The sequence below is a fragment of the Enterobacter sp. P82 genome (assembly GCF_037053385.1).
Classification (GTDB): Bacteria; Pseudomonadota; Gammaproteobacteria; order Enterobacterales; family Enterobacteriaceae; genus Enterobacter.
Map to the genome: position 1 here is coordinate 327,932 of NZ_JBALHX010000002.1, position 21,585 is coordinate 349,516.

20 protein-coding genes are annotated in these 21,585 nt (G+C 55.8%); 14 read left to right on the plus strand and 6 right to left on the minus strand.

From position 1 onward, the window contains the following. The first annotated feature begins 24 nt into the window (after window positions 1-24). The 3 genes from deoA (at window position 25) to deoD (ending at window position 3,434) form a co-directional block, all read left to right on the plus strand. The gene (gene deoA / locus WB237_RS14420) at window positions 25-1,347 is read left to right on the plus strand and encodes a thymidine phosphorylase (protein ID WP_049005216.1); all 1,323 of its coding nucleotides are present in this window, start codon (window positions 25-27) and stop codon (window positions 1,345-1,347) included. Window positions 1,348-1,399: 52 nt separating this feature from the next. Further along, the gene (gene deoB, locus WB237_RS14425; RefSeq protein ID WP_336214070.1) at window positions 1,400-2,623 is read left to right on the plus strand and encodes a phosphopentomutase; all 1,224 of its coding nucleotides are present in this window, start codon (window positions 1,400-1,402) and stop codon (window positions 2,621-2,623) included. Window positions 2,624-2,711: 88 nt separating this feature from the next. Continuing rightward, window positions 2,712-3,434, plus strand: coding sequence for a purine-nucleoside phosphorylase (gene deoD, locus WB237_RS14430; protein WP_028016599.1), 723 nt, complete (start codon window positions 2,712-2,714; stop codon window positions 3,432-3,434). A 60-nt stretch (window positions 3,435-3,494) separates the two neighbouring features. Here deoD and lplA read toward each other — a convergent pair whose 3' ends face one another. Together lplA and WB237_RS14440 are read right to left on the minus strand one after the other, a co-directional pair. Beyond that, on the minus strand, window positions 3,495-4,511 hold the full coding sequence (gene lplA / locus WB237_RS14435; protein WP_336214075.1) for a lipoate--protein ligase LplA: 1,017 nt from the start codon (window positions 4,509-4,511) through the stop codon (window positions 3,495-3,497). A 39-nt stretch (window positions 4,512-4,550) separates the two neighbouring features. Continuing rightward, window positions 4,551-5,195, minus strand: a complete 645-nt coding sequence (locus WB237_RS14440) for a YtjB family periplasmic protein (RefSeq protein ID WP_028016601.1) — start codon at window positions 5,193-5,195, stop codon at window positions 4,551-4,553. A gap of 117 nt (window positions 5,196-5,312) precedes the next feature. Between WB237_RS14440 and serB the strand changes: the two genes are divergently transcribed. Genes serB through nadR form a run of 3 tightly spaced genes read left to right on the plus strand, consistent with a single transcriptional unit; the run spans window position 5,313 to window position 8,946 of the window. After that, on the plus strand, window positions 5,313-6,281 hold the full coding sequence (gene serB, locus WB237_RS14445) for a phosphoserine phosphatase (RefSeq protein WP_028016602.1): 969 nt from the start codon (window positions 5,313-5,315) through the stop codon (window positions 6,279-6,281). Window positions 6,282-6,292: 11 nt separating this feature from the next. After that, window positions 6,293-7,678 (plus strand): DNA repair protein RadA, encoded by a 1,386-nt coding sequence (radA, locus tag WB237_RS14450; protein ID WP_014068810.1) that lies wholly within the window; start codon window positions 6,293-6,295, stop codon window positions 7,676-7,678. A gap of 35 nt (window positions 7,679-7,713) precedes the next feature. Continuing rightward, a complete protein-coding gene (gene nadR, locus WB237_RS14455; protein ID WP_028016603.1) occupies window positions 7,714-8,946 on the plus strand; it encodes a multifunctional transcriptional regulator/nicotinamide-nucleotide adenylyltransferase/ribosylnicotinamide kinase NadR in 1,233 nt (410 codons plus the stop codon). Between the two features lie 54 nt (window positions 8,947-9,000). Here nadR and WB237_RS14460 read toward each other — a convergent pair whose 3' ends face one another. After that, window positions 9,001-10,002, minus strand: a complete 1,002-nt coding sequence (locus WB237_RS14460; protein WP_336214081.1) for a zinc-binding alcohol dehydrogenase family protein — start codon at window positions 10,000-10,002, stop codon at window positions 9,001-9,003. 108 nt (window positions 10,003-10,110) lie between these two features. Between WB237_RS14460 and WB237_RS14465 the strand changes: the two genes are divergently transcribed. After that, on the plus strand, window positions 10,111-11,010 hold the full coding sequence (locus tag WB237_RS14465; RefSeq protein ID WP_336214083.1) for a LysR family transcriptional regulator: 900 nt from the start codon (window positions 10,111-10,113) through the stop codon (window positions 11,008-11,010). A 42-nt stretch (window positions 11,011-11,052) separates the two neighbouring features. Here WB237_RS14465 and ettA read toward each other — a convergent pair whose 3' ends face one another. Continuing rightward, window positions 11,053-12,720 (minus strand): energy-dependent translational throttle protein EttA, encoded by a 1,668-nt coding sequence (gene ettA / locus WB237_RS14470; RefSeq protein ID WP_028016606.1) that lies wholly within the window; start codon window positions 12,718-12,720, stop codon window positions 11,053-11,055. A gap of 226 nt (window positions 12,721-12,946) precedes the next feature. On the opposite strand from ettA, the gene sltY reads away from it, so the two are divergent. Both sltY and trpR read left to right on the plus strand, forming a co-directional pair. Next, on the plus strand, window positions 12,947-14,884 hold the full coding sequence (gene sltY / locus WB237_RS14475) for a murein transglycosylase (RefSeq protein WP_336214085.1): 1,938 nt from the start codon (window positions 12,947-12,949) through the stop codon (window positions 14,882-14,884). 55 nt (window positions 14,885-14,939) lie between these two features. Beyond that, window positions 14,940-15,269, plus strand: coding sequence for a trp operon repressor (gene trpR / locus WB237_RS14480; protein WP_080328985.1), 330 nt, complete (start codon window positions 14,940-14,942; stop codon window positions 15,267-15,269). Here the strand turns inward: trpR and yjjX are convergent. Then, window positions 15,260-15,775 carry an inosine/xanthosine triphosphatase gene (gene yjjX, locus WB237_RS14485; RefSeq protein ID WP_336214088.1) on the minus strand — a complete coding sequence of 172 codons (516 nt, stop codon included), beginning with the start codon at window positions 15,773-15,775 and terminating at the stop codon, window positions 15,260-15,262. The two genes, trpR and yjjX, sit on opposite strands and share 10 nt — an antisense overlap. A gap of 51 nt (window positions 15,776-15,826) precedes the next feature. Here yjjX and gpmB point away from each other — a divergent pair, with 51 nt between their 5' ends. Then, the gene (gene gpmB / locus WB237_RS14490; protein WP_336214091.1) at window positions 15,827-16,474 is read left to right on the plus strand and encodes a 2,3-diphosphoglycerate-dependent phosphoglycerate mutase GpmB; all 648 of its coding nucleotides are present in this window, start codon (window positions 15,827-15,829) and stop codon (window positions 16,472-16,474) included. On the opposite strand, the gene robA is transcribed toward gpmB, so the two are convergent. Further along, on the minus strand, window positions 16,471-17,340 hold the full coding sequence (gene robA / locus WB237_RS14495) for an MDR efflux pump AcrAB transcriptional activator RobA (RefSeq protein WP_028016611.1): 870 nt from the start codon (window positions 17,338-17,340) through the stop codon (window positions 16,471-16,473). The genes gpmB and robA overlap by 4 nt on opposite strands. Window positions 17,341-17,551: 211 nt before the next feature. Here robA and creA point away from each other — a divergent pair, with 211 nt between their 5' ends. The 4 genes from creA to creD are packed head-to-tail and all read left to right on the plus strand — an operon-like array spanning window position 17,552 to window position 21,559. Beyond that, a complete protein-coding gene (creA, locus tag WB237_RS14500; protein WP_336214094.1) occupies window positions 17,552-18,022 on the plus strand; it encodes a protein CreA in 471 nt (156 codons plus the stop codon). Between the two features lie 14 nt (window positions 18,023-18,036). Beyond that, the gene (gene creB / locus WB237_RS14505) at window positions 18,037-18,726 is read left to right on the plus strand and encodes a two-component system response regulator CreB (protein WP_336214096.1); all 690 of its coding nucleotides are present in this window, start codon (window positions 18,037-18,039) and stop codon (window positions 18,724-18,726) included. Beyond that, window positions 18,726-20,150 (plus strand): two-component system sensor histidine kinase CreC, encoded by a 1,425-nt coding sequence (gene creC, locus WB237_RS14510; RefSeq protein ID WP_336214098.1) that lies wholly within the window; start codon window positions 18,726-18,728, stop codon window positions 20,148-20,150. Before creB ends, creC begins: the two co-directional genes overlap by 1 nt. A 56-nt stretch (window positions 20,151-20,206) precedes the next feature. After that, the gene (creD, locus tag WB237_RS14515; protein WP_336214101.1) at window positions 20,207-21,559 is read left to right on the plus strand and encodes a cell envelope integrity protein CreD; all 1,353 of its coding nucleotides are present in this window, start codon (window positions 20,207-20,209) and stop codon (window positions 21,557-21,559) included. Window positions 21,560-21,585: the final 26 nt, after the last annotated feature.

Consider the following 21,585-nt stretch of genomic DNA (forward strand, 5'->3'; position numbering starts at 1 on the left):
CCCGGCTTATTTCGGGAGGTTACCGTGTTTCTCGCACAAGAAATTATTCGTAAAAAACGTGATGGTCATGCATTAAGCGACGAAGAGATCCGCTTCTTTATCAACGGTATTCGTGATAACACCGTCTCTGAAGGGCAGATCGCTGCGCTGGCGATGACCATTTTCTTCCACGATATGTCGATGCCTGAGCGGGTCTCGCTGACGATGGCGATGCGAGATTCAGGAACCGTTCTCGACTGGAAGAGCCTGAACCTTAACGGCCCGATTGTGGACAAGCACTCCACAGGTGGCGTAGGTGATGTGACTTCCCTGATGCTCGGCCCAATGGTGGCGGCCTGTGGGGGTTACATCCCGATGATCTCCGGGCGCGGCCTCGGCCATACCGGTGGTACGCTCGACAAACTGGAAGCCATTCCGGGCTTCGATATCTTCCCGGATGACAACCGCTTCCGCGACATTATTAAAGACGTTGGTGTGGCGATTATCGGCCAGACCAGCTCTCTTGCTCCGGCAGATAAGCGTTTCTATGCCACCCGCGATATCACTGCGACCGTTGACTCCATCCCGCTGATCACCGCCTCTATCCTGGCGAAGAAACTGGCCGAAGGGCTGGACGCGCTGGTGATGGATGTAAAAGTAGGTAGCGGCGCGTTTATGCCAACCTATGAACTTTCTGCCCAGCTTGCCGAAGCGATCGTTGGCGTCTCCAACGGTGCCGGCGTGCGCACCACTGCACTGCTCACCGACATGAACCAGGTCCTGGCCTCCAGTGCAGGTAACGCCGTTGAAGTGCGTGAAGCCGTACAATTCCTGACTGGTGAATACCGCAACCCGCGTCTGTTCGACGTCACCATGGCGCTGTGCGTTGAGATGTTAATCTCCGGCAAGCTTGCCAAAGATGATGCAGACGCGCGCGCGAAACTGCAGGCGGTGCTGGATAACGGCAAAGCGGCGGAGATCTTTGGCCGCATGGTGGCGGCGCAGAAAGGTCCAACTGATTTCGTGGAAAACTACGCGAAATACCTGCCAACGGCGACGCTCAGCAAAGCGGTCTATGCCGATAGCGAAGGCTTTGTGTCAGCCATGGATACCCGTGCACTCGGCATGGCGGTTGTCTCAATGGGCGGCGGCCGTCGCCAGGCATCGGACATGATTGATTACAGCGTCGGCTTTACCGATATGGCCCGACTGGGCGACAGCGTTGACGGACAACGTCCGCTGGCGGTGATCCACGCCAAAGATGAAGCCAGCTGGCAGGAAGCGGCGAAAGCCGTTAAAGCGGCCATTACACTCGACGATAAAGCACCGGAAAGCACACCAACGGTCTATCGTCGTATCACTGAATAGCGGTATACTGATCTGATCAATCATTTTTAAGCACTACGTACGGAGAACAATTATGAAACGTGCATTTATTATGGTGCTGGACTCATTCGGCATCGGCGCAACCGAAGATGCAGAACGTTTTGGTGACGTGGGTTCCGATACCATGGGTCACATCGCTGAAGCCTGTGCCAAAGGCGAAGCGGACAACGGTCGTAAAGGCCCTCTGACTCTGCCAAACCTGACCAGCCTTGGGTTGGTGAAAGCCCACGAAGGTTCTACCGGTAAAATTGCTGCGGGAATGGACGGCAACGCGGAAGTGGTGGGTGCCTATGCCTGGGCGCATGAACTCTCTTCGGGTAAAGATACCCCGTCTGGTCACTGGGAAATCGCCGGTGTGCCGGTTCTGTTCGACTGGGGCTACTTCTCTGATCATCAGAACAGCTTCCCGCAGGAACTGCTGGACAAGCTGGTTAAGTGTGCAAACCTGCCGGGCTACCTCGGTAACTGCCACTCTTCCGGTACTGTGATCCTGGATGAGCTTGGTGAAGAGCATATGAAAACCGGCAAACCGATTTTCTATACCTCTGCTGACTCGGTGTTCCAGATTGCCTGTCACGAAGAAACCTACGGCCTGGATAAACTCTACGAGCTGTGCGAAATCGCCCGTGAAGAGCTGACCGAAGGCGGGTACAACATTGGTCGCGTTATCGCACGTCCGTTTATCGGCGACAAAGCGGGTAACTTCCAGCGTACCGGTAACCGTCACGATCTGGCCGTTGAGCCGCCAGCACCAACCGTGCTGCAAAAACTGGTTGAAGAGAAAGACGGTCATGTGGTGTCCGTGGGTAAAATTGCGGATATCTACGCCAACTGCGGCATCACCAAAAAAGTGAAAGCCACCGGTCTGGATGCGCTGTTTGATGCCACCATCAAAGAGATGAAAGAGGCGGGTGACAAGACCATTGTCTTCACCAACTTCGTCGACTTCGACTCTTCCTGGGGCCACCGTCGTGATGTTGCCGGTTATGCAGCGGGCCTGGAGTTGTTCGACCGCCGCCTGCCGGAGCTGATGGAGCTGGTGGGTGAAGATGACATTCTGATCCTGACTGCGGACCACGGCTGTGACCCAACCTGGACTGGTACCGATCACACCCGTGAGCACATTCCTGTGCTGGTGTACGGCCCGAAAGTGAAACCAGGCTCCCTTGGTCACCGTGAAAGCTTCGCGGATATCGGCCAGACCCTGGCGAAATACTTTGGTACGTCCGACATGGAATATGGCAAGGCCATGTTCTGAATCATGTTGGGTGCGGTCTGATGCCCTCACCCAACCCTCTCCCACAGGGAGAGGGTGAAAAGAATAAACAATTTAAAAGGAACTGAAGATGGCAACTCCTCACATTAACGCAGAAATGGGTGATTTCGCTGACGTCGTATTGATGCCGGGTGACCCGCTGCGCGCGAAGCACATTGCAGAAACTTTCCTCGAAGACGTGCGTGAAGTGAACAACGTTCGCGGCATGCTGGGCTTCACCGGGACTTACAAAGGTCGCAAAATCTCCGTTATGGGCCACGGTATGGGTATCCCATCCTGCTCCATCTACACCAAAGAGCTGATCACCGATTTCGGCGTGAAGAAAATCATCCGTGTGGGCTCCTGCGGGGCTGTGCGCATGGACGTTCAACTGCGTGATGTGGTGATTGGTATGGGTGCCTGCACCGATTCTAAAGTCAACCGCATGCGTTTCAAAGATCATGACTTTGCTGCAATTGCAGACTTTGGCATGGTGCGTAACGCCGTTGACGCAGCAAAAGCGCTGGGCGTTGACGCTCGCGTAGGTAACCTCTTCTCTGCTGACCTGTTCTATGCGCCAGACGGCGGCGAGATGTTCGATGTGATGGAAAAATACGGCATCCTGGGCGTGGAAATGGAAGCTGCGGGCATCTACGGTGTGGCAGCTGAGTTTGGGGCGAAAGCACTGACCATCTGCACCGTGTCTGACCACATCCGTACTCACGAGCAGACCACCGCTGCCGAACGTCAGACCACCTTCAACGACATGATCAAAATCGCGCTGGAATCCGTTCTGCTGGGCGATAAAGAGTAATTCTGTCTCTTCCCTCCCTCTCCCGTTGGGAGAGGGAGGGATGAGGGTACCAGACCGCATCTAGCGCACGGCCTGTGCTATCCACACCGATAATTCTCGCAACTCTTTCTCCTGCGCCGGGAAATCCCCGATCAACACCTCGCATTCCTGTTGCAGCATATCCGCCCGATACAAACAGCCCTGTAAACGTGCCGCAAGTGCTTCCAGCGGTGCCGGATTCAGGCTATCGGTAAACACCTGCGTGCGGGTGATATGGCCTTTCTCCACGTCAAAATGCAGCTCCACGCCGCCCCAGGTAAAACGCTCATCCAGCAGGTGAGAAAATGCAGGAGCCTGACCGAAGTTCCACTCCCAGCTGCTCTGACGGGCAAACGTCCCGGCAAAGTTGGGCAGGTCCGGGGTTTTGTCAGGGGAGATCACTTCTGCTTCTGCGCGCTCGCCATAATGTTCAAAGAAAGCGTCACGGATCGCATTACAAATCTGCTCGTGAGTAATCCCCGGCAGCAGGTCGACCAAATTCGCCACGCGGCCGCGCACGGAGGTAATCCCTTTGGCCTGTAGTTTTTTCTTGTCCGGGTTCAGGTAGTTCGCCAGGCGGCTGAGATCGGCATTCAGAAGAAGGGTGCCGTGGTGGAAGCCGCGATCCATCGTTTCGCGATAAGCTGAGCCCGAAACTTTCCGGTCGCCTTCAGCGGTTTTCACCACCAGATCGTTACGCCCGGAGGCCTCTGCCGTCACGCCGAGCGCATTCAGGGCGTTCAGGACGATGGATGTTGAGATGGTTTTGTCGTACTCCGGTTTGCCCGCCATAAAGGTAAAGCAGGTATTGCCCAGATCGTGAAACACCGCGCCGCCGCCGCTGCTTCTGCGCGCCAGGCGGACGTTGTCCTCTTCCATACGCCGCGTATTACACTCTTTCCACGGGTTTTGCGCGCGACCGATGACCACCGTATCCGCGTTGCGCCAGAGAAACAGTACGCGTTGGGTGGCGGGCATCTGGCGGAAGATGCACTCTTCTACCGCGAGATTAAACCAGGGATCGTAAGAGTCAGAGATAAGCAGGCGTAACGTCGTCATGGCAGAGTTCCTTTTCCGGGGCGTCCGCCTATTTTATCATTAATCTTTCTTCTCGCTCTCTTCCTCTTCGGGAATCGACTTGCTTGCGGTCAGCAGAAACGGCGACTGTTGCCAGCGGGTGCGCTTGCCCTGCAGCAACGTGCGTGCCAGCACGACGCCAATAGCCAGAGAGAGCAGCAGCATCAGGCGGAGAATATTGGTGGTGTTATCCACCTGTTTGGCTTCGGTTGGCAGGGTGTGGGTGTCGAGCGTCATACGCAGATACCCCAGTGGACCATTTTTGCCCTGGACTGGTTCGACAATCTGCTGGTTGAAATAGCCTCCGGCTTTTTTGCCGTCCAGTGCCAGCCTGTCGCGCACGTCGACATGTTCACCGGCGCGGGCAATCAGATCTCCCTGCTCGTCATAAACGCCCGCATCCAGAATACGACTGTTTTCAGTGAGCTGACGTAAGACCTGACCGATTCGTTTATCGTCCGGCGTCTCAGTACGCATATAGGGTGCGACGTTGAGTGTCACCTGACGCGCCAGCGTGCGGGCCAGCTCTTCAAACTGTGGGTTACGTTGCCGTTGATGATTCTGGCTAAACCACGACGCCCCCTGCATCAGCACCACGAGGAGTGCGAGACAGAAAAGGACAATCACGGCGCGATGAAGCCGGAATTTCAGTTTTGCGCGAGCCATATTCCACCTGCTGAAAATTTAGGGCTTAATGTTGCCAGAAGTGATGGTTACAAGGTAGCCTCATGCGTTATTTTCCCTCTGGAACCTTCCGGCGCGAACGAAATTACAGGAGCTTTAATGCCGAACATTACCTGGTGTGACCTGCCAACGGATGTCTCTTTATGGCCAGGATTGCCGCTCTCTCTTAGTGGCGATGAGGTGATGCCTCTGGATTACCACGCTGGCCGTAGCGGCTGGCTGCTGTACGGACGCGGCCTGGATAAGCAACGCCTTACCCAATATCAAACCAAACTGGGTGCCGCGATGGTCATTGTCGCCGCCTGGTGTGTCGAGGATTATCAGGTCATTCGTCTGGCAGGCTCCCTGACGCAACGTGCGACACGCCTGGCGCATGACGCCGGGCTGGACGTTGCCCCACTGGGTAAAATTCCGCACCTGAAAACGCCGGGCCTGCTGGTGATGGATATGGACTCCACCGCAATCCAGATCGAATGTATCGACGAGATTGCCAAACTGGCAGGCAGCGGCGATCTGGTGGCGGAAGTCACCGAGCGTGCGATGCGCGGAGAACTGGACTTCACCGCCAGCCTGAGACAGCGCGTGGCGACCCTGAAAGGGGCCGATGCCAACATTCTGCGTCAGGTACGCGACGTGCTGCCGCTGATGCCAGGGCTGACCCAACTGGTACTGAAGCTGCAGTCGTTAGGCTGGAAAGTCGCGATTGCCTCCGGTGGCTTTACTTTCTTCGCGGATTATTTGCGGGAAAAACTGCATCTGACCACCGTTGTGGCCAACGAGCTGGAGATCATGGATGGCAAGCTGACCGGCCAGGTGATCGGCGATATCGTGGATGCTCAGTACAAAGCCAACACCCTGACCCGTCTGGCGGAAAAATATGAAATTCCGCACGTCCAGACTGTCGCCATCGGCGATGGCGCGAACGATCTGCCGATGATCAAAGCCGCCGGGCTTGGCATTGCCTATCATGCTAAGCCGAAAGTGAACGAAAAGACGGAAGTGACTATCCGTCATGCTGACCTGATGGGAGTGTTCTGCATTCTCTCTGGCAGCCTTAATCAGAAATAACGAGGTAAACCGTGGCGAAAGCTCCAAAACGCGCATTTGTCTGTAATGAATGTGGTGCGGATTATCCGCGCTGGCAGGGGCAATGCAGCGCCTGTCATGCCTGGAACACCATCACCGAAGTGCGTGGTGTGGCGGCTTCGCCGAGCGTGGCGCGCAACGAGCGCCTGAGCGGTTACGCCGGTAACGCGGGCGTGGCGAAGGTGCAAAAGCTCTCGGATATCAGCCTCGAAGAGCTGCCGCGCTTCTCCACCGGGTTCAAAGAGTTTGACCGCGTGCTCGGCGGCGGCGTGGTGCCGGGCAGCGCCATCCTGATCGGCGGTAACCCGGGCGCGGGTAAATCCACCCTGCTGCTGCAAACGCTCTGTAAGCTCGCCGAGCAGATGAAAACCCTGTACGTCACGGGGGAAGAGTCCCTGCAGCAGGTAGCAATGCGCGCGCACCGCCTTGGCCTGCCAACCGGCAATCTGAATATGCTTTCGGAAACCAGCATTGAGCAGATCTGCATGATTGCCGAAGAAGAGCAGCCGAAGCTGATGGTGATCGACTCCATCCAGGTGATGCACATGGCGGATATTCAGTCCTCGCCTGGCAGCGTGGCGCAGGTGCGTGAAACTGCGGCCTATCTGACGCGCTTTGCTAAAACGCGCGGCGTGGCGATTGTGATGGTCGGCCACGTCACCAAAGATGGCTCGCTGGCGGGGCCGAAGGTGCTCGAACACTGTATCGACTGCTCCGTGATGCTCGACGGCGACGCAGATTCCCGCTTCCGTACCCTGCGTAGCCATAAAAACCGCTTCGGGGCGGTGAACGAACTGGGCGTATTTGCCATGACCGAGCAGGGGCTGCGCGAAGTCAGCAACCCGTCGGCCATCTTCCTGAGTCGCGGTGATGAAATCACCTCCGGCAGCTCGGTGATGGTGCTGTGGGAAGGGACGCGCCCGCTGCTCGTTGAAATTCAGGCGCTGGTTGACGTGTCGATGATGGGCAACCCACGGCGCGTGGCGGTCGGTCTGGAACAGAACCGCCTGGCGATCCTGCTGGCGGTGCTGCACCGTCACGGTGGGTTGCAGATGGCGGATCAGGACGTCTTCGTTAACGTGGTCGGCGGCGTTAAAGTCACTGAGACCAGTGCAGACCTGGCGCTGCTGCTGGCGATGGTCTCCAGCCTGCGAGACAGGCCGCTGCCGCAGGATCTGGTGGTGTTTGGCGAGGTTGGTCTGGCTGGAGAGATCCGTCCGGTACCAAGCGGCCAGGAGCGTATCTCCGAGGCGGCAAAACACGGCTTCCGCCGGGCGATTGTACCCGCCGCTAACGTGCCGAAAAAAATCCCGGAAGGGATGCAGGTTTTTGGCGTTAAGAAACTCGCAGATGCGTTAAATGTCTTTGACGACTTATAATTACGTATTCGATTTTGCAGGAGGCACCGTAATTGATGTCATCATTTGACTACATTAAGACCGCAATCCGCCAGAAGGGCTGCACGCTGCAGCAGGTGGCGGACGCCAGCGGTATGACCAAAGGCTACCTTAGCCAACTGCTGAACGCCAAAATCAAAAGTCCCAGCGCGCAAAAGCTGGAGGCGTTACATCGCTTTCTGGGGCTGGAATTCCCGCGTATGCAAAAGAACATCGGCGTGGTGTTCGGCAAGTTTTACCCGCTGCATACCGGGCACATCTATCTGATTCAGCGCGCCTGTAGCCAGGTTGACGAGCTGCACATCATCATGGGCTACGACGAAACCCGCGATCGCCAGCTGTTTGAAGACAGCGCCATGTCGCAGCAGCCGACCGTGCCGGACCGTCTGCGCTGGCTACTTCAGACCTTCAAATATCAGAAAAATATCCGCATCCATGCCTTTAATGAAGAGGGCATGGAACCGTATCCGCACGGCTGGGACGTGTGGAGCAACGGTGTCAAAGCGTTCATGGAAGAGAAGGGCATTACCCCGAACTGGATCTACACCTCTGAAGAGTCAGACGCGCCGCAGTTCCGCGAGCATCTGGGTATTGAAACGGTGCTGATTGATCCGAAACGGACATTTATGAACATCAGCGGGGCGCAAATCCGCGAAAACCCGTTCCGCTACTGGGATTACATCCCAACTGAAGTGAAACCGTTCTTTGTCCGCACCGTCGCCATTCTGGGCGGTGAGTCGAGCGGGAAATCAACGCTGGTTAACAAACTGGCGAATATCTTCAACACCACCAGCGCGTGGGAATACGGCCGCGATTACGTCTTCTCCCATCTGGGGGGAGACGAGATGGCGCTGCAGTATTCCGACTACGACAAAATCGCGCTCGGTCATGCCCAGTACATTGATTTCGCGGTGAAATACGCGAATAAAGTGGCATTCATTGATACTGATTTCGTCACCACTCAGGCGTTTTGTAAAAAATATGAAGGGCGTGAGCACCCGTTCGTGCAGGCGCTGATTGATGAATACCGCTTTGACCTGGTGATCCTGCTGGAAAACAACACCCCGTGGGTGGCTGACGGGATGCGCAGCCTCGGCAGCTCCGTGGACAGGCGGGAATTCCAGACCATGCTGGTGGATATGCTCAATGAGAACAACGTTGAGTTTGTGCATGTTGAAGAGTCAGATTACGACTCCCGTTTCCTGCGCTGCGTCGAGCTGGTGAAGGAGATGATGGGGGAGCAGGGGTAAGCGTTAACCGCCCTCTCCCGTTGGGAGAGGGCCAGGGTGAGGGAATCAGACCACTCAGAACTCAACCACCACTTTCCCGCGCATATGCCCGTCCAGCACTTTACGGTGCGCCTCGGTAATGCTTTCCACGCTCAGCCCGTGCAGTGTCTCACTCAGCGAACTCTCTACCACACCGTTATCTACCAGTTTCGCCACCTCATTGAGGATCTCCCCCTGACGTGCCATATCGGCTGTCTGGTACATGCTGCGGGTGTACATAAATTCCCAGTGCAGGGCGGCAGATTTTGATTTCAGCTTATCCTGGTTCAGCGGATGCGCATTCTCAACGATGGAGCAGATATGCCCCTGCGGTGCAATCAGCTCACTGACCGCATCCCAGTGGCCATCGGTGTCGTTGAGAATGAAAATGTAATCCACAAAGGTGATCCCCTGTTTTGCCAGTTCACCTTTCAGGTCGCGGTAGTTCACCACCGCATCAGCACCGCGATCGCGGCACCACTGGGCGGAATCCTCTCTTGATGCCGTCGCGATGATCTTCACCTTGCTGTTGTGCTTCGCAAACGGGATCGCCAGCGATCCTACGCCACCCGCACCGCCGATAATCAACAGCGTTTTATCCGCGTCGGCATTCTGAATGTTCAGCCGCTCGAATAATCCTTCCCAGGCTGTCAGGGCGGTCAGTGGCAATGCAGCTGCGGCGGCCCAATTGAGGCTTGCCGGTTTGTGCCCGACGATACGCGCATCGATCAACTGGTGGGTAGTGTTGCTGCCCGGACGGGTGATATCCCCTGCGTACCACACCTCATCACCCGGTTTAAATCCGCTAACGCCAGCCCCAACGGATTTAACGATACCGCTGGCATCCCAGCCGAGAATACGCGGCTCCTGCAGACCGTTTCTGGCAATACTGGCATGCACTTTGGTATCGACCGGGTTGATGGAAACGGCCTTCACCTCGACCAGCAGGTCGTGCTCGCCGGGTTGCGGCATCGGTTGAGCAATCTCAATAAAGGCTGAAGGGTTCGATGGGTCAACGGCAATGGCTTTAACTGACATGGTGTGCTCCTCAATGGAATGCGTTTTGTTGAGGCTAGTCTATTAAGTGGTCAGCTGCATGATAAGATGGACAATCGAGAACTCAGCGTTCGTACAGGGTGAACAATCATGTTTAAACAGCTGCAGGATATGGCGCTGTTTGCGCTGGTGGCAGAGATGGGAAGCTTTACCGCTGCGGCGCAGAAGGCCGAACTGCCGAAATCCAGCGTCAGTCAGCGTATCAGCCAGCTTGAGCAGCAGGTGGGGATCCGCTTGCTCAACCGTACCACGCGCAGGTTAAACCTGACGTATGCAGGGGAGCACTATCTGGTGCATTGCCGTGAGATGCTGGCGGCCAGCGAGCGTGCGGAGTACGCCATTCAACGGCTGCGCGAAAACCCGAGTGGGCGGCTAAGGATCACCTGCCCGGCAGGGATTGGCGCAACGCTGCTGGCGCATATGAACGCCGAATTCCAGTTGAGCTTTCCTGACGTGTCGCTGGATGTGTCGATCTCTGATGACGTGGTGGATCTGGTCGAGGCCGGATTTGACGTGGCGCTGCGTACCGGCAAGCCGCAGGACTCCTCCCTGATTGGCCGGATGATCGGGCACTGTCCGCGCTTTATGCTGGCCTCGCCCGAATATCTCGCGCGTCGGGAGCCGCTGACGCATCCCCGCCAGCTGGTGGAGCACCGCTGTATTACCCACAAAGCCTGGTCTGAATGGCTGCTGCGCAGCGAGAGTGAGGATTACCGCTATCTGCCGGATAACGCCCATATGACGGATAACCTGGTGTACGCGCGTGAGTGCGCGATTGCTGGCGCCGGCATTACGCTGCTGCCTGCTTTTCTGCTGGAAGATAAGGTGGAGAAGGGCGCGTTGGTAAAAGTGCTGCCTGAGTGGAATGTCGAGGGGAATGACCTGTGGCTGGCCTATCCGAGCCGCAAGCTGAATTCGCCTGCGCTGATGAGCTATATCGAGTTTGCGATGCAGTTCGATGAGGTGAAGCGGTATTACGTGGGCAAATAAACAAGCCGGGTAAGCGTGAGCGCCACCCGGCTTTTTAGACACTTACTTAGCAATACGCTTGTACTTAATACGCTTCGGCTCCAGCGCGTCTGCGCCCAGCGTGCGTTTCTTGTACTCTTCGTATTCGGTGAAGTTACCTTCGAAGAACTCCACCTTACCTTCGTCCTGGTAGTCCAGGATGTGGGTCGCGATACGGTCCAGGAACCAACGGTCGTGCGAGATCACCATCGCGCAGCCCGGGAACTCCAGCAGGGCGTTTTCCAGCGCGCGCAGGGTTTCGATGTCCAGGTCGTTGGTTGGTTCATCGAGCAGCAGAACGTTACCGCCCACCTGCAGCAGTTTCGCCAGGTGCAGACGACCGCGCTCACCACCGGACAGCTCGCCTACGCGTTTGCCCTGATCAGTGCCTTTGAAGTTAAAGCGGCCAACATAGGCGCGGCTTGGCATCTCGGTGTTGCCGATACGCATGATATCCAGACCGCCGGACACCTCTTCCCACACGGTTTTGCTGTTATCCATCGCGTCACGGAACTGGTCAACGGACGCCAGCTTCACGGTTTCACCCAGGGTGATAGAGCCGCTGTCAGGTTGTTCCTGACCGGACATCATGCGGAACAGGGTGGATTTACCCGCGCCGTTCGGACCGATGATCCCGACAATCGCGCCCTTCGGCACAGAGAAGCTCAGATCGTCGATCAGCAGGCGGTCGCCGTAAGACTTACGCAGATTGCTGACTTCAACCACTTTATCCCCCAGACGTGCTCCAGGTGGAATAAACAGTTCGTTGGTTTCGTTACGTTTCTGGTATTCGGTATTGTTCAGCTCTTCGAAGCGTGCCAGACGGGCTTTGCCCTTAGACTGACGGCCTTTCGCGCCCTGACGAACCCACTCCAGCTCTTTCTCAATAGACTTGCGACGCGCCGCTTCCTGAGAGGCTTCCTGCGCCAGACGCTGGTCTTTCTGCTCCAGCCAGGAGGAGTAGTTACCTTCCCATGGAATACCTTCACCACGGTCCAGCTCCAGGATCCAGCCTGCAACGTTGTCGAGGAAGTAACGGTCGTGGGTAATCGCCACAACGGTGCCTTCGAAGTCGTGCAGGAAGCGCTCCAGCCACGCCACGGATTCTGCATCCAGGTGGTTGGTTGGTTCGTCGAGCAGCAGCATGTCTGGTTTTTCCAGCAACAGGCGGCACAGCGCTACACGGCGGCGTTCACCACCGGACAGATTTGCGATTTTTGCATCCCAGTCCGGCAGACGCAGGGCGTCAGCGGCGCGCTCCAGCTGCACGTTCAGGTTGTGACCATCGTGTGCCTGGATAATTTCTTCAAATTTACCTTGCTGAGCAGCCAGTTTATCGAAGTCAGCATCCGGCTCAGCGTATTTAGCATACACTTCATCCAGACCTTTCAGGGCGTTAACCACTTCGGACACCGCTTCTTCAACGGATTCGCGGACGGTGTGTTCCGGGTTCAGCTGAGGTTCCTGCGGCAGGTAACCAATCTTGATGCCAGGCTGCGGACGGGCTTCACCTTCGATGTCTGTATCGATGCCGGCCATGATGCGCAGCAGGGTGGACTTACCGGCACCGTTGAGACCCAGAACACCGATTTTTGCGCCCGGGAAGAAGCTCAGCGAGATATTTTTAAGAATATGACGTTTCGGCGGGACCACTTTGCCGACACGATGCATGGTATAAACGAATTGAGCCACGTTGGACTTCGCCTCTTTTATCGTAATGAGAAGGAATTTCAGCCTCGAAGTGTAGCCTTTTTCACGACCTAATCCCAGCCAGGAACGTCGGGAGTGTTAAAACGCGCAAGAAAGGTAAAAAAGTGTCCATGACGTGGCGCGTTGCAGGATGCCTGGTTAGCATAAGTTGATTAGACTTTGACGTGGCAAGACGCTGCAATTGACGAAAAACAAAGAGGAAGAGCTTGTGGAAAAAGCCAAACAGGTGGTCTGGCGTCTGCTCGCTGCCAGCGTATGCGTAATGGCGGTAAGCCAGGCGGTGCATGCCGATTCACTGGATGAACAACGTAATCGCTACGCCCAGATCAAACAGGCGTGGGACAACAAGCAGATGGATACCGTGCAGGCGCTGATGCCGACACTGAAGGATTACCCTCTGTATCCGTATCTGGAGTATCGCCAGCTTACAGACGATCTCATGAATCAACCGACCGTCGCGGTGAATAATTTCATTCAGGCTAACCCAACCCTGCCTCCCGCGCGGACGTTACAGTCTCGTTTTGTGAATGAACTGGCTCGTCGTGAAGACTGGCGCGGGCTGTTGGCTTTCAGCCCTGAAAAACCGAACACCACAGAAGCCCAGTGTAACTATTACTACGCAAAATGGGCCACGGGGCAGCAGGAAGAGGCGTGGAACGGTGCCAAAGATCTGTGGTTGACCGGTAAAAACCAGCCCAATGCCTGCGACTCTCTCTTTGGTGCCTGGCGCGCCTCTGGCAAGCAAGATCCACTGGCGTATCTGGAGCGTATTCGCCTGGCGATGAAAGCCGGAAACACGCGTCTGGTCACCGCGCTGGCGGGGCAGATGCCATCGGATTATCAAACCATTTCCACTGCGGTGATTGGGCTGGCCAACGATCCTAACTCGGTGCTGACCTTTGCCCGTAGCACAGGCGCGACCGATTTTACCCGCCAGATGGCAGCGGTAGCCTTTGCCAGCGTGGCGCGTGACGATGTGGAAAACGCGCGGCTGATGATCCCGCAACTGGTGCAGGCGCAGCAACTTAACGAAGAGCAAACCCAGGAGTTGCGCGATATTGTGGCGTGGCGACTGATGGGCACGGATGTGACTGACGAACAGGCGCGCTGGCGAGACGATGCCATTATGCGTTCGAACTCCATGTCGCTGGTGGAACGTCGCGTGCGAATGGCGCTGGGTTCAGGCGATCGTCGTGGGCTCAATACCTGGCTTGCGCGCCTGCCGATGGAAGCGAAAGAGAAAGACGAATGGCGTTACTGGCAGGCCGATCTGCTGATGGAGCGAGGACGTGATGAGGAAGCGAAAGAGATCCTCCATACGCTGATGCAGCAGCGCGGGTTCTACCCGATGGCGGCCGCGCAACGCCTGGGTGAAGAGTACACCTTCCGTATTGATAAAGCGCCAGCCAATGCGAACCCTGCATTGACGCAGGGGCCTGAAATGGCGCGCGTTCGCGAGCTAATGTACTGGAATATGGATAACACCGCGCGCAGCGAGTGGGCGAATCTGGTCACCAGCCGTACTACTGACGAGAAAGCTCAGCTTGCCCGCTATGCGTTTGATAACCACTGGTGGGATCTGAGCGTGCAGGCCACGATCGCCGGTAAGCTGTGGGATCATCTCGAAGAGCGTTTCCCGCTGGCTTACAAAGATCTGTTCGAGCGCTATACCAGTGGTAAAGATATCCCGCAAAGCTATGCGATGGCGATTGCCCGTCAGGAGAGTGCCTGGAACCCGAAAGTTCGTTCTCCGGTGGGTGCCAGCGGTCTGATGCAGATTATGCCAGGCACGGCAACGCACACGGTGAAGATGTTTAATATCCCGGGGTACAGTAGCCCGTCACAGCTTCTCGATCCGGATACCAACATCAATATCGGTACCAGCTACCTGCAGTATGTTTATCAGCAGTTCGGTAACAACCGTATCTTCTCGTCTGCGGCGTATAACGCGGGCCCTGGTCGCGTGCGCACCTGGCTTGGCAACAGCGCCGGACGTATCGATGCCGTGGCGTTTGTCGAGAGTATTCCGTTCTCGGAAACGCGTGGCTATGTGAAGAACGTGCTGGCGTATGATGCCTACTATCGCTACTTCATGGGGCAGAAAGATACCCTGATGAGCGATGCCGAGTGGCAGAGACGTTACTGATCGGCGCGGGTTGTGTTATGCTGTACTCGCTAAAGAGTACAAGAGGCAGCATAACATGACCCAGCATTCCCCGTATTCCTCGGCAATGGCCGAACAACGTCATCAGGAGTGGCTTCGTTTTGTGGAGTTGCTCCGCCAGTCTTACGATCAGGATTTGCATTTGCCCCTTATGCAGCTGATGCTCACGCCAGATGAGCGTGAAGCGCTGGGCACGCGCGTGCGGATCATTGAAGAGCTGTTGCGCGGCGAAATGAGCCAGCGTGAACTCAAAAATGAGCTCGGCGCGGGTATCGCAACGATTACCCGCGGATCGAACAGCCTGAAATCGGCACCGGTTGAGCTGCGTCAGTGGCTGGAGTCTGTGCTGTTGGGCGATCAGCGATAAATCGCGTTATGGAACGGGCTTAAGGCCAGGATCACCGCCTGGTGGTAAACGCCTGAACGCGTCAGTGCGCCTGCAGTAAAGACGCCAATAGCCCCTTCTTTACGACCAATCTCATCAATGCCGGTGTACTGTGACATCACCGGTCCCAGCGCTTCACCCGCGCGGACTTTTTCCAGAATGATCTCTGGCAGAGGGAGGGTAGCCGAGCGCGCTTCACCACGCTGTACGCGGCTTTCAATCACCACCCAGCTAAAGGTTGCGCCTTCGTCGATACCCGCTTCAATCGCCACCCAGAAGTCAGCCTCAGGCGCCGCAACTTTGGCATTTGCGACGCGATTTCGTGCGCCAGCCCGCGTTTCCTCGCTGCCAAACGGCTGTTCAGGAACACCACTCTCGACGCCGATAGCATCAATATGGCAGGATCCTTCGCCGAAGATCTCTTCAAATGCCCTTAGAATTGCCTGAATTTTGGCAGGATTAGTGGTAGCAGAGACAACATGGTGCATAATTAAGCTCGATTCGAAAAAAAACTCATCGCAGTATAACGGAAAAAAAGCATGTTACAGGTATACCTTGTTCGCCACGGTGAAACGCAGTGGAACGCCGAGCGACGTATTCAAGGCCAGTCAGACAGTCCCCTCACTGAAAAGGGTGTGCAGCAAGCGTGGCAGGTGGCGGAACGCGCCCGGACGCTGGGCATCACCCACGTTATCACCAGCGATCTCGGTCGCACGCAGCAGACGGCAGGCATCATCGCGGACGCCTGCGGCTGTGACGTCATGCTTGAGCCGCGCCTGCGCGAGCTGGATATGGGCGTGCTGGAAAAACGCCATATTGATACGCTGACGGAGAAGGAGGAGGGCTGGCGTCGTACGCTGGTTAACGGTACCGAAGATGGCCGTATTCCTGAAGGCGAATCCATGCAAGAGCTGAGCGTTCGTATGCATGCCGCACTGGCGGAATGCCTGAAGCTTCCGGCGGGAAGCCGTCCGCTGCTGGTGAGTCACGGGATTGCTTTGGGTTGCCTGGTGAGCACCATTCTGGGGTTACCGGCTTACGCTGAACGCCGTTTGCGTCTGCGCAACTGCTCCATTTCCCGGATTGATTACCAGGAAAGCGCATGGCTGGCATCGGGCTGGGTGGTGGAAATGGCAGGGGACATTTCGCATCTCGATGCCCCTGCACTTGACGAACTGCAGCGTTAACGACGAATCGGAATTAAGAATTCCATACGCAGATTGATTGGGCCTTCTTCCGGTTTGGCATCCTGCGCCGGGTAGTAGCGCTCAATGTCCTGACCTTTACGGCGATTCAGATTCAGCATTGGCATGCAGGTTCCGTAAACGGTCAGGATAAACTCCTGAACGCCCGTTCCCAGCCCTTCATAGGCGAACATCACGTATTCGCCGCCTTCGAGCACGACAGGCTTCGAACCCTGAATATAGCCATTGGCCATCTCTGGGGTCAGCGCGGTGGTGTAGAACACCTCCTGCTCGTCGTCTTTTTCCTGGCTTGGATGCGTTTCGTTGAGGCCATACAGAATCGGCGGGATCGCCGGGGCGTGGCTCAGGAAGTCGCGCCAGAACTGAACGCGCATCTGATGACGGAACTCAGAAATCTGCTCCAGAGAACAGGAGTAGCTCTGCGTCGTACCGATCAGATGGGTTTCAGGCAACGTGACAATTTCGTATTTTGGCATCGCGAACTCGCCCAGACGCAGCGGTGGACGCATACCAAACGAGCTCCAGTCAGGCGAGCGACGATAAAGCGCTGGCGTTAACGAGAACTGTTTTTTAAAGGCTCGGGTAAAGGTTTGCTGCGAATCGAAACGATATTGCAGGGCAATATCCAGAATCGGCCGTGCCGTCAGGCGCAATGCCACAGCAGACTTAGACAGACGACGCGCGCGAATATAGGCCCCGATAGCATGACCGGTGACATCCTTGAACATCCTTTGCAGATGCCACTTGGAATAGCCTGCTTTAGCCGCCACATTATCCAGTGACAAAGGCTGGTCGAGATGACCTTCCAGCCAGGTGAGCAGGTCGCGAATAATTCCAGCCTGATCCATATACTATCCTCATCCTTAAAACAGCAGGTGCCTGATAACAGGTTAGCGGATAATAGCATTTTTTGATGTTTTAGCATTCAGTGTTTTTTTTGCGCATTCATGCTTTTTGGAGCACATTGTGGGCAAATATATTCTAATCCTGTGATCTTGCTACATTTTTGTCTAAAGTGTTGAATAATCGCCCAGTGTAATTTTAAAGAATGGTAACAATATGAAATACAAGACTTTGATCCTCACCGCGTTGATGCTGATGGTCGGGCGCGTGGCGCAGGCAGAACAGATTGGTTCCGTCGATACCGTGTTCAAAATGTTTGGCCCGGACCACAAAATTGTGGTCGAAGCGTTTGACGATCCGGACGTGAAGAACGTCACCTGCTATGTCAGCCGGGCGAAAACCGGCGGTATCAAAGGTGGCCTGGGACTGGCGGAAGATACCTCCGATGCGGCAATCTCTTGCCAGCAGGTGGGTCCGGTTGAGTTAAGCGATAAAATTAAGAACGGTAAAGCGCAGGGCGACGTGGTATTCCAGAAACGGACCTCGCTGGTGTTTAAAAAGTTACAGGTAGTACGTTTCTACGATGCGAAACGCAACACCCTGGCTTACCTGGCTTATTCCGACAAAGTGGTGGAAGGTTCACCGAAAAATGCAATTAGCGCGGTGCCAATCATGCCGTGGCGTTAATTCAGGGACGAACCATGCAACTACCTGTGGTCTGGCTGGTTGAAGACGAAATCAGCATCGCTGACACACTTATCTACATGCTCCAGCAGGAAGGATTCGCGGTGAAGGCGTTTGAACGCGGTCTGCCTGTGCTGGAAGAGGCGCGGCGGCAGGTGCCCGCGCTGGCAATTCTTGATGTCGGGTTGCCGGATATCAGCGGCTTTGAGCTGTGCCGTCAACTGCTGGCGCTGCATCCGGCGTTGCCGGTGCTGTTTCTGACGGCGCGAAGCGACGAGGTGGATAAACTGCTCGGTCTGGAGATGGGGGCTGATGACTACGTCGCTAAACCTTTCTCACCGCGCGAAGTGTGTGCCCGGGTGCGGACAATTTTACGGCGGATGCAAAAATCAGCCGCGCCTTCGGATGTTGTGCGTATCGGCCAGTTTGAACTGAACGAACCTGCGGTACGAATCAGCTGGTGCGGTGAAGTGTTACCCCTCACGCGCTACGAGTTTTTGTTACTTAAAACATTGTTACAGGCTCCCGGACGTGTGTACTCCCGCCAGCAGCTAATGGACAAGGTGTGGGGCGAAGACGGGGACAGTTTTGATCGTACCGTGGACACCCACATCAAAACCCTGCGCGCCAAGCTGCGGGCGGTGAACGATGAGCTTTCACCCATCAGCACCCATCGTGGTATGGGCTACAGCCTGGGGCTTTATTAATGCGCATTGGGATGCGGCTGCTGCTGGGGTACTTCCTGATCGTGGGTATCGCCGCGTGGTTTGTGCTGTCGATCTTTGTTCAGGAAGTGAAACCCGGTGTGCGCAGGGCAACTGAAGGGACGTTGATCGATACCGCGACCTTGCTCGCCGAAGTCGGGCGCGAGGATCTCCTTTCGGGCAATGCGCAGCAGGGCAAACTGGCGCAGGCCTTTTCACAACTTCATCAGCGGCCTTTCCGCGCCAATATCGGCGGCATTCATAAAGTGCGCAACGAATACCACGTCTACATGACCGATGCGCAGGGCAGAGTGGTGTTTGATTCCGCGGGTCTGGCTGTGGGGAAAGATTACTCCCGCTGGAACGATGTCTGGCTGACCCTGCGTGGCGAATACGGCGCGCGGAGCACCCAGAGCAATCCTGACGATCCAGAGAGCACGGTGATGTATGTTGCGGCTCCGGTTGTGGACAACGGTAAGATTATTGGCGTGCTGTCGGTCGGGAAACCCAACAGCGCGATGGCACCTGTTATCCATCGCAGTGAGCGACGGATCCTGTGGGCGGGTGGTGCATTGCTTGGCATTGCTTTGCTGATTGGCCTTGTTGTGGCGTGGTGGATCAATCGTTCTATCGGTACGTTGTCGCGCTACGCTGACGCGGTTACCACCGATTCCCCTCTGCCATTACCGAATCCCGGCAGCAGTGAACTGCGCAAGCTGGCGCAGGCGCTGGAGAATATGCGTATTCGCCTGGAAGGGAAAAATTACATTGAACACTATGTCCACTCGCTCACCCACGAGCTGAAAAGTCCGCTGGCCGCAATCCGGGGCGCGGCGGAAATTCTTGCTGAGCAGCCCTCACCGCAGGTCGCCAGGCGGTTTATCGACAACATCCTGGTGCAAAACGCGCGTATGCAATCGTTGGTCGAAAAGTTGCTTGCCCAGGCCCGGCTTGAAAATCGGGTGGAGATTGTCCCCAAAAGCGTCGATGTCGATGCGCTGTTTGCGCGGCTAGCTGACGCCCGCTCGACGCTACTGACCGCTAAAAATATCACCCTGACCTGTAAAAGCACCGCGCTGTGTGTGGAAGGTGATGCGGAGCTGCTTGAACAGGCATTGGGTAATTTACTGGATAATGCCATCGACTTCACGCCGGAGGGCGGGGCTGTTCAGCTTGCAGCCCATGAAGGGGACAAGCAGATACACTTTACCGTCACCGACAGCGGCAGCGGGATCCCGGATTATGCCCTGACGCGAATTTTCGAACGTTTTTACTCTCTTCCTCGTGACAACGGATTGAAAAGCAGCGGCCTTGGGCTGGCCTTTGTACAGGAGGTGGCGCGTCTGCACCAGGGGGAGATCACACTGCGAAATCGTGATGAAGGTGGTGTGATGGCCACGCTGATACTTCACCGTCCCTTCACATAACTTCAAACTGGCCCCACATAGCCCGGTTACGCTCTCCTCATCACAAAGGAGACGTAATGATGAAATCCCCCCTGTTCTGGAAAGTAAGCACTCTGCTGGGGTGCATCCTGCTGTTGTTAGTCCCGCTTTTTATGGTCAGTAACCTGATTTCAGAGCGTGAAAACTACCGTAATGATGTCGAAAACACGCTGCGCCAGAGCACCAGCGGACCACAAAAACTGGTCGGCCCGCTGATTGCTATTCCGATGACGGAGATTTTTTACAAGATAGAGAATGAGAAGAAGGTCGAATACAAGAAAAGCTATATGCATTTTATTCTGCCGGAATCCCTGGTGGTCACCGGAAATCAGCACGTTGAGTCCAGAAGCATTGGGATCTATGACGGGCAAATATGGAACACCGATCTGAAGATAAAAGCGCAGTTTAATACCGAGGCGATGCAGCAGCTGAAGGGCGAAACGATAACGGCAGGTCAGCCGTTTATCGTGATGGGCGTTGGCGATGCGCGGGGTATTGGCACGGTCAGCATCTCCAGAATCAATGGTGAGACATTAAGCGTGGAACCGGGGGCCGGCGTCTACGGGGCACTTTCAGGTATCCATATCCCGCTCACCGACAAAGCGTTGGAAACAAAAACCTTTGCACTTGAGGTGTCGCTAAATCTGGCGGGTACCGGCAGTTTTGCGGTGGTGCCGGTGGGGCGTAATAGCGAAATGATGCTCAACAGTAACTGGCCGCATCCGGGCTTCATGGGCGACTACCTGCCGGTTAAGCATCAGATAGGTGAGTCGGGGTTCCAGGCGAACTGGCAGAGTAGCTGGTTTGCAAATAACATGGAAAGTTGGTTCAACGATAAGGAATCCCCGGAGTGGGAGGCGCTCCCGGCCTTTAGCGTGACGGTAGCGACGCCTGCCGACCAGTATCAATTGACTGAGCGCGCGATTAAGTACGCGATTCTGCTGATTGCGCTGACGTTTATGGCGTTCTTTGTTTTCGAAACCTTAACCGGATTACGCCTTCACCCGATGCAGTATCTGCTGGTTGGGCTGTCGCTGGTCTTGTTCTATCTGGTGTTGCTGGCGTTGTCTGAGCACGTTGGGTTTACCCCAGCCTGGATTATTGCAAGCCTTGTTGGCGCGGTGATGAATGGGATGTATCTGCAGGCGGTGCTGAAAAGCTGGAGGCGCAGCGGGATGTTTGTGCTCTCATTACTGGGTCTGGATGTGGTGATGTGGTTCCTGTTGCGGTCAGAGGATAGCGCATTATTGCTGGGGTCAGCGGTGCTCGCGCTGGCGCTGTTTGCGGTGATGTTCCTGACCCGTCATTTTGACTGGTACTCGCTTTCTCAACCGAAGCGTTCTGAACCTCCCGCAGCGCCTGATAACGATACACTGCGAATCTGGAAATAAAAAAAACGGCGCAAAGCGCCGTTTTT

Bases quoted from the DNA above. Each gene is read 5' to 3' on its own strand.
- creD (WP_336214101.1), top strand. From the start codon at position 20,207: ATGATGAAATCCCCCCTGTTCTGGAAAGTAAGCACTCTGCTGGGGTGC.
- robA (WP_028016611.1), bottom strand. From the start codon at position 17,340: ATGGATCAGGCTGGAATTATTCGCGACCTGCTCACCTGGCTGGAAGGT.
- yjjX (WP_336214088.1), bottom strand. From the start codon at position 15,775: ATGCACCATGTTGTCTCTGCTACCACTAATCCTGCCAAAATTCAGGCA.
- creA (WP_336214094.1), top strand. From the start codon at position 17,552: ATGAAATACAAGACTTTGATCCTCACCGCGTTGATGCTGATGGTCGGG.
- gpmB (WP_336214091.1), top strand. From the start codon at position 15,827: ATGTTACAGGTATACCTTGTTCGCCACGGTGAAACGCAGTGGAACGCC.
- WB237_RS14460 (WP_336214081.1), bottom strand. From the start codon at position 10,002: ATGTCAGTTAAAGCCATTGCCGTTGACCCATCGAACCCTTCAGCCTTT.
- creC (WP_336214098.1), top strand. From the start codon at position 18,726: ATGCGCATTGGGATGCGGCTGCTGCTGGGGTACTTCCTGATCGTGGGT.
- nadR (WP_028016603.1), top strand. From the start codon at position 7,714: ATGTCATCATTTGACTACATTAAGACCGCAATCCGCCAGAAGGGCTGC.
- WB237_RS14440 (WP_028016601.1), bottom strand. From the start codon at position 5,195: ATGGCTCGCGCAAAACTGAAATTCCGGCTTCATCGCGCCGTGATTGTC.
- deoB (WP_336214070.1), top strand. From the start codon at position 1,400: ATGAAACGTGCATTTATTATGGTGCTGGACTCATTCGGCATCGGCGCA.
- WB237_RS14465 (WP_336214083.1), top strand. From the start codon at position 10,111: ATGTTTAAACAGCTGCAGGATATGGCGCTGTTTGCGCTGGTGGCAGAG.
- creB (WP_336214096.1), top strand. From the start codon at position 18,037: ATGCAACTACCTGTGGTCTGGCTGGTTGAAGACGAAATCAGCATCGCT.
- trpR (WP_080328985.1), top strand. From the start codon at position 14,940: ATGACCCAGCATTCCCCGTATTCCTCGGCAATGGCCGAACAACGTCAT.
- lplA (WP_336214075.1), bottom strand. From the start codon at position 4,511: ATGACGACGTTACGCCTGCTTATCTCTGACTCTTACGATCCCTGGTTT.
- serB (WP_028016602.1), top strand. From the start codon at position 5,313: ATGCCGAACATTACCTGGTGTGACCTGCCAACGGATGTCTCTTTATGG.
- deoD (WP_028016599.1), top strand. From the start codon at position 2,712: ATGGCAACTCCTCACATTAACGCAGAAATGGGTGATTTCGCTGACGTC.